A 12,784-nucleotide genomic window follows, 5' to 3' on the forward strand; every position below is an offset into this window, starting at 1 on the left:
CTCAATGCAACCGGAGTCGATTGATCATGAGTAAACGTATCGTTGTGACAGGCATGGGTGCGCTGACACCGTTGGGCGCTGACGTGGAGTCAACCTGGAAACGCCTGTTGAACGGGCAGTCGGGCATTCGTCGCCTGCCTGAAGAACTGATCGGCGACCTGGCTATCAGCATCGGCGGCCAAGTGCAGAGCGTGCTGCAGGACCCCGAAGCCGGGTTCGATCCTGATCGCCTGCTGGCCGCAAAAGAGCAGCGCAAGATGGACCGTTTCATCCTGTTCGCCCTGGCGGCGGCCGACGAAGCCCTGAAGCAGGCCGGCTGGGCCCCGAACACCGTGCAGCAGCAGGAACGCACCGCCACCATCATCGCCTCGGGCGTCGGCGGTTTTCCGGCCATCGCCGAGGCGGTACGTACCACCGACAGCAAGGGGCCGCGACGCTTGTCGCCGTTCACCATTCCATCGTTCCTGAGCAACATGGCCGCCGGGCATGTGTCGATCAACTATGGCTTGAAAGGCCCGCTGGGAGCGCCGGTCACGGCCTGTGCGGCGGGGGTGCAGGCGATTGGCGACGCTGCGCGGATGATCCGTGCCGGTGAAGTGGACGTGGCGGTGTGCGGTGGCGCCGAAGCGGCGATCCACCGCGTCAGCCTGGGCGGCTTTGCGGCGGCGCGGGCGTTGTCCAGCGACTTCAACGACGCCCCCGAGCGCGCCTCGCGCCCGTTCGATCAGGCGCGTGACGGCTTTGTCATGGGCGAAGGCGCCGGCATCCTGGTCATCGAGGAACTGCAACACGCCCTTGCACGCGGTGCCCAGCCGATTGCCGAGCTGGTGGGCTATGGCACCAGTGCCGATGCCTACCACATGACCGCCGGCCCGGAAGACGGCGACGGTGCGCGCCGGGCGATGACGCAGGCGTTGCGTCAGGCGGGGATCGAGGCGTCCGCGGTGCAGTACCTGAATGCCCACGCCACCTCGACGCCGGTGGGCGACAAAGGCGAATTGGCAGCCATCAGGACCGTATTCGGTGTCGGTGGCCAGCTGGCGATCAGCTCGACCAAGTCCGCCACCGGCCATTTGCTGGGCGCCGCGGGCGGCATTGAGGCGATCTTCACCGTACTTGCCCTGCGCGATCAGGTCGCACCGGTGACCCTCAACCTGGAACACCCGGATGACCTGGCCGAGGGCCTGGACATGGTGCGTGGTGACGCGCGGCCGATGGCGATTGAATACGCGCTGTCCAACGGCTTCGGGTTTGGTGGCGTGAATGCCAGCGTGTTGTTCCGCCGCTGGGTATAAGCCAGCGGTTTGCCCCTGGGATTGTTTTCGGGGACCATGGCGCCTTCCGTTATTGCCAACAAGAGGCGCCCATGGCCAACCACGACCTGTCCTACACCCCCGATCCGGATGCCGACTCGATTTCTTCCGACGTTGTCGGTTTCAACGGCATCCTGGTCTCCACCCAGATCCCGACCCGCGCCGACGGCAGCCTGGAACTGGGCGATATCACCCTGCAAAGCGAATGCACCCTGCAAGCGCTGAAAGTGGCCCTGGAAAAGGCCGGCAGCTCCATGGACCGGGTCATGCACCTGACCATTTATCTGACCGATATGGCCGACCGCGCCGCCTTCAATGAGGTCTACAAACGCTTTTTTGCCAAGCCATGGCCCGTGCGTGCGGCGGTTGGCGTGGCTGCGCTGGCGGTAGACGGCATGCGCGTGGAAGTCACCGCGATGGCCGCTCAAGCCTGAAGTAATGCCGGTCAGGCATTTCACAGCTACAATGCGCGCCTCAACCGTGACAAGCCTGACTAAAAAAACTATGTCCTTGCCCAAGCATCACCTGGAATTGCTCAGCCCTGCCCGCGATGTCGCCATCGCGCGCGAGGCCATCCTGCATGGCGCCGACGCCATCTACATTGGCGGCCCAAGCTTCGGCGCGCGCCATAACGCGTGCAACGAGGTGAGCGATATCGCCCAACTGGTGGAATTCGCCCGTCGTTACCACGCCCGCGTGTTCACCACCCTCAACACCATCCTGCATGACAATGAGCTGGAACCCGCACGCAAGCTGATCCATCAGCTCTACGATGCCGGCGTCGATGCGTTGATCGTGCAAGACCTTGGGGTAATGGAGCTGGATATCCCACCCATAGAGCTGCACGCCAGCACCCAGACCGACATCCGCACCCTGGGCCGCGCCAAGTTCCTCGACCAGGCCGGGTTCTCGCAGTTGGTGTTGGCCCGCGAGCTGAACCTGCAGGAAATCCGCGCCATGGCCGACGAGACCGATGCCGCCATCGAGTTCTTTATCCACGGCGCCCTGTGCGTGGCGTTCTCCGGGCAGTGCAATATCTCCCACGCGCAAAATGGCCGCAGCGCCAACCGTGGCGACTGCTCCCAGGCGTGCCGCCTGCCGTATACCTTGAAAGACGACCAGGGCCGCGTCGTGGCCTTTGAAAAGCACCTGCTGTCGATGAAAGACAACAACCAGAGCGCCAACCTGCGCGCGCTGGTGGAAGCCGGCGTGCGTTCGTTCAAGATCGAAGGCCGCTACAAGGACATGGGCTATGTGAAGAACATCACCGCCTATTACCGCCAGCGCCTCGACGAAATCCTCGAAGACCGTCCGGACCTGGCGCGCGCGTCCAGTGGCCGTACCGCGCACTTCTTCCTGCCCGACCCGGAAAAAACCTTCCACCGTGGCAGCACCGACTACTTTGTCAGCGACCGCAAGATCGACATCGGCGCCTTCGACACCCCGACCTTCACCGGTTTGCCGGTGGGCGTGGTGGAAAAAGCCGGCAAGCGTGATCTGCAAGTGATTACCCATGAGCCGCTGTCCAACGGCGACGGCCTCAATGTGCTGGTCAAGCGCGAAGTGGTGGGTTTCCGCGCCAACATCGCCGAGCCCAAGGGCGAATTCGAGGAGGACGGCGAGAAGCGCTACCGCTACCGCGTCGAGCCGAATGAAATGCCGGCCGGCCTGCATCAGTTGCGCCCGAACCACCCGCTGAACCGCAACCTCGACCACAACTGGCAGCAGGCGTTGCTCAAGACTTCGGCCGAACGCCGTATCGGCCTGTCATGGGTCGCGCGTTTGCGTGAAGAGCAGTTGGACGTCACCGCGACCAGCGAAGAAGGCATCTGCGCCAGCGTCACCCTGCCCGGCCCGTTCGGCGTGGCCAACAAGCCGGAACAGGCGCTGGACACCCTGCGCGACCTGCTTGGCCAACTCGGTACCACCGAGTATCACGCCACCCGTATCGAACTGGATGCACCGCAGGCGTTCTTCATTCCCAACTCGCAGCTCAAGGCATTGCGCCGCGAAGTGATCGAAGCCCTGACCGCCGCCCGTGTTGCCGCACACCCCCGTGGCGGGCGCAAGGCCGAGACCACGCCGCCGCCGGTGTACCCGGAAGCGCACCTGTCGTTCCTGGCCAATGTCTACAACCAGAAAGCCCGCGACTTCTACCACCGTCACGGGGTGAAGCTGATCGACGCAGCCTTTGAAGCCCATGAAGAGAAAGGCGAAGTGCCGGTGATGATCACCAAGCACTGCCTGCGTTTCTCCTTCAACCTGTGCCCTAAACAGGCCAAGGGGGTGACAGGGGTGAAGACCAAGGTCGCACCGATGCAGTTGATTCACGGCGATGAAGTGCTGACGTTGAAGTTCGACTGCAAACCCTGCGAGATGCACGTGGTGGGCAAGATCAAGGGGCATATCCTTGGGTTGCCACAGCCGGGCAGTGTGGTGGAGCATTTCAACCCGGAAAATATCATCTTTCAGGGCACGCACTGACCCTGTGGGAGCGGGGCCACCACCAGCCCCGCTGCAACCCCGCCGCCGCCAGCAGGATCGCCGCCACACCCAGCCATTGCAGCCAACCCAGGCGATGCCCGAAGGCAATCCAATCGACGAAGATCGCCGCAATCGGGTAGATAAACGACAGTGCGCCGGTGATGGCGGTGGGCAGTTTCTGGATCGCGCCATACAGCAACACGTACATCAAGCCGGTGTGCACCACGCCGAGCGTGACCAATGCCGCCCAGGCGTTGGTGGTGGCAGGCAAGCTGTTCCAAGGCACCAAGGGCGCCAGTAACACTGCGCCGGTGGTCACCTGGATCAACGCCATCAAATGCGGTGGTACGTCCTTCAAACGCTTGATGATCAGTGCGGCAATCGCGTACAGCAATGCCGCGCCCAGTGCCAGGGCAATGCCTGCAAGGTAATCGTCGCCGGTTGGCTGATCGCCATGGGCCGTGACAATCGCCAGCATTCCCAGGAACGCCACGCTCAACCACGCCAGTTTCTGCACGGTGATCTTTTCCCCGAGGAACAGCGCCGCCAGCATCACCAACATGAACGGCTGCACGTTGTACACCGCGGTGCTGATGGCGATGGACGCACGGGAATAGGACTCGAACAGCAGCAACCAGTTGCCGACAATTGCCACGCCACTGAGCATCGCCAGGCCGAACGAGGCCCAACTGAGCAGGTCCAGGCGCAGGTAACCCAGCAGCGCGCACACCAGCAACAAGGTCAGCCCACCGATCACGCAGCGCCAGAACACCACTTCGAGCACCGACACGCCGGACACCAGCACAAACCAGCCGATGGTGCCCGAGATCAGCATGGCGGCGATCATTTCCCACGAACCGCGACGGATGGATGAACCCATGATTGATGCTCCTCAAGTGAGGCTCAATTATGGCAATCTGCTTGTGCGCGGCTCCAGTGACTAAAAAAGGCAAAATCCCGCAATCACCTTTTCTTATTAGGCGAACACCATGATTGACACGATCGACCAGCAACTGATCGCCGCTTTGATGGATGACTCGCGGTTATCCCTCAAGGCCCTGGCGGGCATCACCGGGCTGTCCTCGCCCAGTGTGGGCGAACGCCTGCGCCGCCTGGAAGAACGCGGCGTGCTGACCCACTACACCGTCGACATCGACCCCAGGCACTTCGGCTACCTGCTGCAAGCCATCGTGCGCATCCGCCCCCTGCCCGGCAAATTGCAGGAGGTGGAGCGCCAGATCCAGGCGATCCCGGAGTTCACCGAATGCGACAAGGTCACCGGCGAAGACTGCTTTATCGCACGCCTGCACGTGCGCACCATGGACCATCTCGACAGCCTGCTGGATCGGATCAATGCCTATGCCGAAACCAACACCGCCATCGTCAAGAAAACCCCGGTGAAGCGACGTTTGCCGCCGCTGACCAACGACTGAACCGTAACACACCGATTCTTGTGGAGAGTGGGCCTGGTGTGGTGAGCAGGCTTCCTGTAGCAGGCGGGCTTGTTGTGGTGAGGTGGCAAGCAGGCCTGTTGTGGTGAGCGGGCTTGCTGTGGTGAGCGGGCTTGCCCCGCGCTGGGGCGCGAAGCGGCCCCTAAACCTGACTACTCACTATGCCTGGATAAACGCGGTGCCTTTATTGGGGCTGCTTCGCAGCCCAGCGCGGGGCAAGCCCGCTCACCACAACAAGCCACCTCACCACAACAAGCCTGCTTGCCACCTCACCACAACAAGCTCGCTCACCACAGCAAGCCCGTTCCCCACACAACAGGCCCGCTCACCATAACGGGCCCGCTCGCCACAGGAGCCTAGTCGTGAAGGGCCTTTGCAGCGGGCAGCAAACTTTGAAACTTGCGATAACGCGCCGCCAACACCGGCTGCTGCGTCAGGTCAGGTGTGTACCGGGCTTTGACCGGCATCCCCGCCGCGAGCAGCTCCGCCCCCTGCCCCATCGCCACAAACCCGAGCTTTGCCGCGCCAATACACGCGCTCAATTCACTGCCCTGCAAGGTGAAGATTTCCCGCTGCAGGATATTCGCCAGCAGCTGCGCCCAGTACTCACTGCGCGCACCGCCACCCACCAGGGCGCAGGCTCCCACGTCGGCGCCGGTCGATTGCACCGCGCGCAACGCATCGAGCAAACCGAAACCCACCCCTTCCATCACCGCGTAACCGAGCATCGCCGGTGTGCAGTCGTGGCCCAGGTTCATGAAGCCGCCGCGCAGCAAAGGATCGTTGTGGGGTGTGCGTTCGCCGGCCAGGTACGGCAGGAACAACGGTGTCCCCAAAGGCACGTGCTGCTCAATCGGCAATTGCGCCTGCACCTGCTCCAGCAACGTTTGCTCATCGGCCATACCCGTCAGCCGTGTGACCCAGCGTAGGCAACTGGCGCCGGCGAGCATGGCGCCCATGGTGTACCAGCGGTTGGGCAGCGCGTGGCAGAAGCTGTGCACTGCACTGGCCGGGTTGCCTGCAGCGTGATCGGTGATCGCAACAATGGCCGCGCTGGTGCCAAGGGTAATAAAGCCATCACCGGCGTTGACCGCGCCGATGCCGACCGCCGCCACAGGGTTGTCACCGCCACCGCCGGCAATCACCACCTCAGCTGACAGGCCCAGTCCCGTGGCCGTCAACAACGCGCTCGCCGCACCACCCTCAACCAGCCTGGGCAATTGCCCGGGCGTAAGGCCTGTAGCGCGAACCATCGGGGTAAACCATGCCCGCCGCGCCACATCCAGCCACAACGTACCCGCCGCGTCGGACATCTCGCTGATGCGCTCGCCACTCAAACGCAAGCGCAGGTAATCCTTAGGCGACAGCACGCAATCAATCGCCTGGAACACCTCGGGCTCATGCCGTTGCAGCCACAGCAGTTTCGGCGCGGTCAGCCCGGCCATCGGCAGGCTGCCGGTGACGTCGGCGAAGCCGGGCCCCAGCTGTTCGGCTTCGGCCATTGCACGGGAGTCGTCCCACAGGATCGCCGGGTACAACACGCGGTTGTCCGCCCCCAGCAACACCGCGCCGTGCATCTGCCCCGACAGGCCGATACAGGCCACGCGGGTAAACGCCTCGTGTCCGCGCAGTTGCGCCAACGCCTGCAAGCAGGCTTGCCACCAGTCTTCCGGCGCCTGTTCAGACCAGCCGCTGTGCCGGCGCGACACGCTCAAGCGCACGCCGGCATGGGCCAGCACCGCGCCCGTGGCGTCCATGAGGATGGCTTTGAGTTCCGACGTGCCCAGGTCAATGCCCAGGGAAACAGGACTGTTCATGCGTGTGTTATTCCCATCAATGACAGCCACAGGAGTTACGTAACTGCAGGGTCGGTGCCAGGCGCACGCTCTGGGGCGCTGCGTCAGGCGACGCCATGCGTTGCAGCAACAGGTCGACCGCGCGGGCGCCAAGGGCCTTGACCGGCTGTGCGATCAGGCTCAAGCGCGGCACGAAAAAATCCGCCCAGTCAAAATCATCAAACCCCACCAGGGCCATTTGTCTCGGCACTTCAAGCTGCGCGTCACGCAAGGCGTGCATCGCGCCGAGGGTCATCAGGTTATTGCCGGCCATGATCGCCGTGGGTGGCGAAGCCAGGCCCAGCAACTGCGCCGTGGCCTGGCGCGCCGGTTCGGTGTTGGAGCCACCGTTGACCAGCAACTGCGGATCGAAGGCCAGCCCCGCCGCGTGCAACGCCGCGCAGTAACCCGCCACCCGCTCATCTGTGGTGCTGAACCCCGTGCGCCCGGCGATAAAACCGATGCGGCGGTGCCCGTGCCCGATCAGGTGCTCAATCAGGGCCTGGGTGGCCTGGGCATTCTCCACCCCGACCTGGTCAAACTGCTCGCTCATCATGCGGTCCACCAACACCGCCGGAATCTCGTTGGCGCGCATGTACTCCAGGGCCATCGAACCGTTCGAAGGCGCCAGCACAATACCGTCGACCCGCCGGTGATGCAGCGCCGTGACGACCCGCAGCTCCTGCTCCGGGTCGTCGTGGGTGTCGACAAACAGCATCATGTAGCCGTGCTTGGCGCACTCGGTTTCAATCGCGTGCACCGTCTCGCTGAAGTAATGGTTGGACAGCGCCGAGATCGCCACGCCAATCGTGTTGGTACTCGACCGCGCCAGCGAGCGTGCCAGGGTGTTGGGGATATACCCCAGCGCCTGGATCGCCCGCTGCACCGCCAGCACCGTGGCCGGGCTGACCTTGCGGGTGCCGTTCAACACGTGTGACACGGTCGACGTCGACACCCCCGCCCTGCTTGCCACGTCATCCATGGTCACCACGACGCTGTTCCTCTCAGGCTATCAGTGTTTACTCGACCAGCCGCTGTACGTACCGACGTTGTCGCGGGTGATCAGTTTTGGCGTGAGCAGGGTCACCGCTTCGGCCGGGGCTTTGTCATTGAGCAGGTCATTGCCGACATTCACCGCCGTCTGCGCCATGGCCCATGGGTCCTGGCTGGCAGATGCCTGGATCTGGGTGTCGGTCTTCAGCGCGTTCTCGATATCCGGCGCGCCGTCCACCGAGGTGATGATGATGCCGCTGCGTTTGAGCTGCTTGGCCGCCAGGTCGCTGCCGATGGCTTGCGGGTCGTTGATCGCAAACAGGCCGTCGATTTTCGGGAAGCGCGTGAGGTAGCCTTGCATCACGTTCAGGCCGCCTTCGCGGGAGCCTTTGCCGTCCTGGTCGTCGGACAGCACCTTGATGTCCGGCGCGCCGGCCAATGCGGCTTTACAGCCTTTGACGCGGTCGGTCACGGCGGTGACTTGCGGGCCGTTCTGGATAATCACGTTGCCCTTGCCGGCAAGCTTGTCCACCAGGTATTGGCAGGCCAGCTTGCCGGCTTCGACGTTGTCGGTCTGCACGGTGGCATTCACGCCCTTGGCGTCCACATCCACCGCCACCACGACGATGCCGGCATCCCGGGCTTTCTTGATCGCCGAGGCCATGGCCGAAGGGTCGACGGCGTTGATCAGAATCAGGTCGACCTTGGACGAGATAAAGTTATCGATCTGCGAGAACTGCTTGCTCAGGTCGTAGTCGGCGGACACCGAGGTGACCTTGACGTTGGGGTTCAGCTCCTTGGCCCGGGCCGTGGCGCCATCGGCCAGGGTCACGAAATACGGGTTGCCGAGCGAGCCCATGCTGATGCCCAGGGCCTTGAGTTCGCGGGCCTCTGCGGCTTGGGACATCAGGGCAGCCAAGGCAATGACGGGAAAGATGCGTTTAAGGTTCATGCGGGTCTCTCTTGTGATTGTTATGGGAGTGAAATCAGGTCCGTGCACCGGACTGGCGGTAGCGATCCAGCGCGACCGCGCCGATGATCACAATGCCCTTGATGATGTATTGCCAGATGTCCGACACCCCCAGCAGCACCAGGCCGTTGGTGAGCACCGCGATAATCAGCGCGCCGATCAGCGTGCCGCCGATGGTGCCGACGCCGCCGGTAAAGCTGGTGCCGCCGAGGATCACCGCGGCAATCGCATCCAGCTCGTAGGATTGCCCCAGTTGCAGGCCGTTGGCGGCGAACAGGCGCGAGGCGCTCATCACCGCACCCAGACCGGCCAAGGCGCCGGACATGGCGTAGACGAACAGCAGCACCTTCCACACCTTGATCCCGGAGAGTCGCGCCGCTTCGGGGTTGCCGCCCACCGAATAGATCTGTACGCCCATCACCGTGCGGCGCAGGATGAACCACGACAGCGCCACCACCGCCACGGCGATCACCACCAGCCAGGGCACGCCGAGGATCGAGTCGTTGCCGATAAAGGCAAACGGCAGGTCGGGGTTGAACACGGTCTTGTCATCCGCCAGCAGACGCGCCAGGCCGCGCATGGCGGTGAGTGCGCCAAGGGTGACGATAAACGGCGGCAGGCGCATGAAGGCAATCAACCCACCGTTGACCAGGCCCAGCAGCAGGCCGAAGCCGATACCGGCCGCAATCCCGAACATGCCGAGCTGCGGCGACATCGACGCCTGCAGCGCCACCACGGCCGACGCCGCCAGGATCGCGCCCACCGACAGGTCGATCCCCGCCGTGAGGATCACAAAGGTCATGCCCGCCGCCAGCACCACGTTGACCGAGGCCTGCTGGGTGATGATCGACAGGTTCTGCATGGTCAGGAAGTTCTCGCTGGCCAGGGCGAAGCCCACCAGCAGCAAAATCAGCACCGGCAACATACCGACCGTGCGCATCAGTTCGCGGGCACGTTCGGCCTTGCCTGTTGTTGCAATCATTGAATCAGCCATGGGCAACCACCTGATCGCCACCGGTGGCGAGGTCAATAATACGTTCCTGGGAGATGACGTGACCGGAGGCCCCGCCGACTTCGGCCACCAACTGGCCTTCGCGCATGATCAGCACCCGGTCGCAGGTGCCGATGATTTCCGGCAGCTCGCTGGAGATCACCACGATGCCCACGCCGGCCTGCGCCAGTTGATTGATGATGCGGTAGATCTCGGATTTGGAGCCGATGTCCACGCCGCGTGTGGGTTCGTCGAGGATCAGCACGTGGGGCTTGACCTCCAGCAGCCGCGCCAGCAAGACCTTCTGCTGGTTGCCGCCGGACAGCGTGCCGACATTGACCTTGCCCGACGCCACGCGAATCGACAGTGACTTGATTGCTTCATTGGCACGTTTCAAGCCATGGCCACGGTCGAGCACACCACCAGCACGGGCATCCGGCACACAGGCGCAGACGTTGATGTTGTCGGCCACGCTCATGTCCAGGAACAGGCCCTGGGCCTTGCGGTCTTCGGTGAGGTACACCACGCCGGCACGAATCGCATCCGCCGGGTTGCGCAGTTGGGTCACGGTCTTGCCCACCACTTCCAGGGTGCCGCTGGTGCGCGGATCGGCGGCGAAGATCAGCCGCGCCAACTCGGTGCGCCCTGCCCCGACCAGCCCCGCGATACCCAGCACTTCACCGGCATGCAGGTCGAAACTGCAATTACGCACGCGCTTGCCATCGGCCATGTCACGCACGCGCATCACCACCGCACCGGGGTCGTAGGCGGCGTGTTCCTTCTTGTAGAAACCGGACAGATCGCGGCCCACCATCATCTTCACGAGGACTTCGGCCGACAGCGCGTCGCGGCTCAGTTCGCCGATGTATTGGCCGTCGCGCAGCACCGAGACACGGTCCGACAGTTCATAGATCTCGGCCATGCGATGACTGATGTAGATGATCGCCAGGCCCTGGCTGCGCAATTGCTTGATCAGCGCAAACAGGCGGTCGGTCTCGCGCGACGACAGCGGCGTGGTCGGTTCGTCCATCACCAGGATCCTGGCATGGGCGTGCAAGGCCCGGGCGATTTCCACCAGCTGACGCTCGGCAATCGACAGGCTGCTGACCTGGGTGGCCGGGGTGAATTCGGCGCCCAGACGCTGCAGCACTTCGACGCAACCGGCTTGCATGCCCTTGCGGTCGATGGTCCAGCCACGGCGCAGTTCGCGGCCCAGGTAGATGTTCTCGGCCACGCTCAGGTTCGGGCACAGGCTCAATTCCTGGTAGATCACGGCGATGCCGAGGGCTTTGGCGGTGGCGGGGGTAAAGGTGGCGACGGCCTGGCCGGCCATGCGGATTTCACCGCCGGGATCGGCCTGGTAAGCGCCGGAGAGGATTTTCATCAGGGTCGATTTGCCGGCGCCGTTCTCCCCCATCAAGGCGTGGATTTCGCCGGGGTAGACCTTCAGGCCGACATTCTTGAGCACGCGCAAACCGTTGAAGGTTTTGCTGATGCCCTGCATCTCGAGCAAGGGTTCAAGGCTCATCAATGAGCTCCTGGTTTTATTATTTTTGTCGTTCAGCCCTCTTTGATCAGAGCCGATTGCCACCGACTCTAATCAGATACATTTACTTACGCAAGCGCTTGCGCAGCCCGTTTGTCGCTAGAAGAAACGTTTCATCAAGCGCATAAAGTGCAATTTTGGCATTTCTAACGTTTTGGCAGCCTGCGCACCAGGGTGTTCTGCGCGCAGGCTTTCAAGGCGTAATCGCGACTTTCATCACCCCATCGCGCTGATGGGCGAACAGTTCATAGGCCGCCTCGATGTCGTCGAGCTTGAAGCGGTGGGTCACCAGCGGCGACAGGTCCACCCCGCCGCTGGCGACCACCGCCATCAAGCGACGCATGCGTTCCTTGCCGCCGGGGCACATGACCGAACGTCGCCTGCCCTGCCCGGCAGCCAGGCATCTTGATGCAGATCAATGGCGCCCCTGCTCCCAGGGGCATGATCGAACAAGGCACCGCTGCCCGATGCTGACCGACAGGAGCCCACACCATGCCTATCGAAGCACGTAACCAGCAGGCCGCCCTCGCCTACGCAGCACTGCCGAAACCGTACTGGATCGATCAGCTCGACGATGGCCGCCATGTGCTGGTGCGCCCCCTCGGCGCCGACGACCGTGAACGGGAATACAACTTCATCAAGGGCCTGTCCCGTGAATCGCGGCACGCGCGCTTCCTGGGCGAAATCAACGAGCCCGGCAAGACCCTGATGGACCAATTGATGGATGTCGATAACCAGCAACGCCTGGCCTTTATCGCCCTGGTGCACGACAACGGCCAGTTGATCGAAATCGGCGTGGCCCGCTATGCAGAGGCCAGGACGGATGAATGCGAATGCGCGGTCACCGTGGCCGATGCCTGGCAGCACCTGGGCCTGGGGCGCCTTTTGATGCAGCACCTGATGACGGCGGCCCGCGCCAATGGCTTCAAACGCATGTACACGGTCGACGCGGCAACCAATGCGCCGTTGCGCGAGTTGAACCAGGCCTTGGGATTCCACAGCGTCATCGACCCGGATGACCATGGGTATATACACAACTTCCAGTGAATACGGAATCTATGGCAATTAGGCTTCTGTGGTGAGCGGGCTTGTCGAATCGTCGCACCGCCCGCGCTGGGCTGCGAAGCAGCCCCAAAACCTTCACCTCGATTGATTCTGGCACTCTGCGGTGACCTTATTGGGGCCGCTTCGCAGCCCAGCG

Annotated in this window: 11 protein-coding genes and 1 pseudogene; 5 read left to right on the forward strand and 7 right to left on the reverse strand. The window is 63.2% G+C overall.

What is annotated here, in order from left to right; genetic code table 11:
- Positions 1-26 precede the first annotated feature (26 nt).
- The 3 genes from fabF to BFP99_RS07830 all read left to right on the forward strand — a co-directional run bounded on the left by fabF (position 27) and on the right by BFP99_RS07830 (position 3,797).
- On the forward strand, positions 27-1,295 hold the full coding sequence (gene fabF / locus BFP99_RS07820) for a beta-ketoacyl-ACP synthase II (RefSeq protein WP_065947015.1): 1,269 nt from the start codon (positions 27-29) through the stop codon (positions 1,293-1,295).
- Between the two features lie 71 nt (positions 1,296-1,366).
- Positions 1,367-1,747 (forward strand): RidA family protein, encoded by a 381-nt coding sequence (locus BFP99_RS07825; RefSeq protein WP_027605818.1) that lies wholly within the window; start codon positions 1,367-1,369, stop codon positions 1,745-1,747.
- Between the two features lie 70 nt (positions 1,748-1,817).
- On the forward strand, positions 1,818-3,797 hold the full coding sequence (locus BFP99_RS07830; protein WP_065947016.1) for a peptidase U32 family protein: 1,980 nt from the start codon (positions 1,818-1,820) through the stop codon (positions 3,795-3,797).
- Here the strand turns inward: BFP99_RS07830 and BFP99_RS07835 are convergent.
- Positions 3,775-4,677 carry a DMT family transporter gene (locus BFP99_RS07835; protein WP_065947017.1) on the reverse strand — a complete coding sequence of 301 codons (903 nt, stop codon included), beginning with the start codon at positions 4,675-4,677 and terminating at the stop codon, positions 3,775-3,777. The genes BFP99_RS07830 and BFP99_RS07835 overlap by 23 nt on opposite strands.
- Positions 4,678-4,786: 109 nt before the next feature.
- On the opposite strand from BFP99_RS07835, the gene BFP99_RS07840 reads away from it, so the two are divergent.
- Positions 4,787-5,230, forward strand: a complete 444-nt coding sequence (locus tag BFP99_RS07840; protein WP_027605815.1) for an Lrp/AsnC family transcriptional regulator — start codon at positions 4,787-4,789, stop codon at positions 5,228-5,230.
- Positions 5,231-5,604: 374 nt separating this feature from the next.
- On the opposite strand, the gene xylB is transcribed toward BFP99_RS07840, so the two are convergent.
- The 6 genes and pseudogenes from xylB to BFP99_RS31790 all read right to left on the reverse strand — a co-directional run.
- Positions 5,605-7,065, reverse strand: a complete 1,461-nt coding sequence (gene xylB / locus BFP99_RS07845; protein WP_065947018.1) for a xylulokinase — start codon at positions 7,063-7,065, stop codon at positions 5,605-5,607.
- Positions 7,066-7,081: 16 nt separating this feature from the next.
- On the reverse strand, positions 7,082-8,074 hold the full coding sequence (locus BFP99_RS07850) for a LacI family DNA-binding transcriptional regulator (RefSeq protein ID WP_065947019.1): 993 nt from the start codon (positions 8,072-8,074) through the stop codon (positions 7,082-7,084).
- Between the two features lie 21 nt (positions 8,075-8,095).
- Positions 8,096-9,028, reverse strand: coding sequence for an ABC transporter substrate-binding protein (locus tag BFP99_RS07855; protein ID WP_065947020.1), 933 nt, complete (start codon positions 9,026-9,028; stop codon positions 8,096-8,098).
- Between the two features lie 34 nt (positions 9,029-9,062).
- Positions 9,063-10,040: an ABC transporter permease subunit gene (locus BFP99_RS07860; RefSeq protein ID WP_065947021.1), complete on the reverse strand. Its 978-nt coding sequence runs from the start codon at positions 10,038-10,040 to the stop codon at positions 9,063-9,065.
- Positions 10,033-11,565 carry a sugar ABC transporter ATP-binding protein gene (locus BFP99_RS07865; RefSeq protein WP_065947022.1) on the reverse strand — a complete coding sequence of 511 codons (1,533 nt, stop codon included), beginning with the start codon at positions 11,563-11,565 and terminating at the stop codon, positions 10,033-10,035. Before BFP99_RS07865 ends, BFP99_RS07860 begins: the two co-directional genes overlap by 8 nt.
- Before the next feature lie 211 nt (positions 11,566-11,776).
- A pseudogene (locus BFP99_RS31790) lies at positions 11,777-11,956 on the reverse strand (NAD(P)-dependent alcohol dehydrogenase); the annotation flags it as partial.
- A gap of 119 nt (positions 11,957-12,075) precedes the next feature.
- On the opposite strand from BFP99_RS31790, the gene BFP99_RS07870 reads away from it, so the two are divergent.
- Positions 12,076-12,630, forward strand: a complete 555-nt coding sequence (locus tag BFP99_RS07870; protein WP_065947023.1) for a GNAT family N-acetyltransferase — start codon at positions 12,076-12,078, stop codon at positions 12,628-12,630.
- Positions 12,631-12,784 lie beyond the last annotated feature (154 nt).

Origin of the sequence: Pseudomonas sp. 1 R 17 (assembly GCF_900067035.1) — a bacterium.
GTDB lineage: Bacteria > Pseudomonadota > Gammaproteobacteria > Pseudomonadales > Pseudomonadaceae > Aquipseudomonas > Aquipseudomonas marginalis.

Coding starts and splice junctions, on each gene's coding strand:
- fabF (WP_065947015.1), top strand. CDS start 27: ATGAGTAAACGTATCGTTGTGACAGGCATGGGTGCGCTGACACCGTTG.
- BFP99_RS07825 (WP_027605818.1), top strand. CDS start 1,367: ATGGCCAACCACGACCTGTCCTACACCCCCGATCCGGATGCCGACTCG.
- BFP99_RS07830 (WP_065947016.1), top strand. CDS start 1,818: ATGTCCTTGCCCAAGCATCACCTGGAATTGCTCAGCCCTGCCCGCGAT.
- BFP99_RS07835 (WP_065947017.1), bottom strand. CDS start 4,677: ATGGGTTCATCCATCCGTCGCGGTTCGTGGGAAATGATCGCCGCCATG.
- BFP99_RS07840 (WP_027605815.1), top strand. CDS start 4,787: ATGATTGACACGATCGACCAGCAACTGATCGCCGCTTTGATGGATGAC.
- xylB (WP_065947018.1), bottom strand. CDS start 7,065: ATGAACAGTCCTGTTTCCCTGGGCATTGACCTGGGCACGTCGGAACTC.
- BFP99_RS07855 (WP_065947020.1), bottom strand. CDS start 9,028: ATGAACCTTAAACGCATCTTTCCCGTCATTGCCTTGGCTGCCCTGATG.
- BFP99_RS07860 (WP_065947021.1), bottom strand. CDS start 10,040: ATGGCTGATTCAATGATTGCAACAACAGGCAAGGCCGAACGTGCCCGC.
- BFP99_RS07865 (WP_065947022.1), bottom strand. CDS start 11,565: ATGAGCCTTGAACCCTTGCTCGAGATGCAGGGCATCAGCAAAACCTTC.
- BFP99_RS07870 (WP_065947023.1), top strand. CDS start 12,076: ATGCCTATCGAAGCACGTAACCAGCAGGCCGCCCTCGCCTACGCAGCA.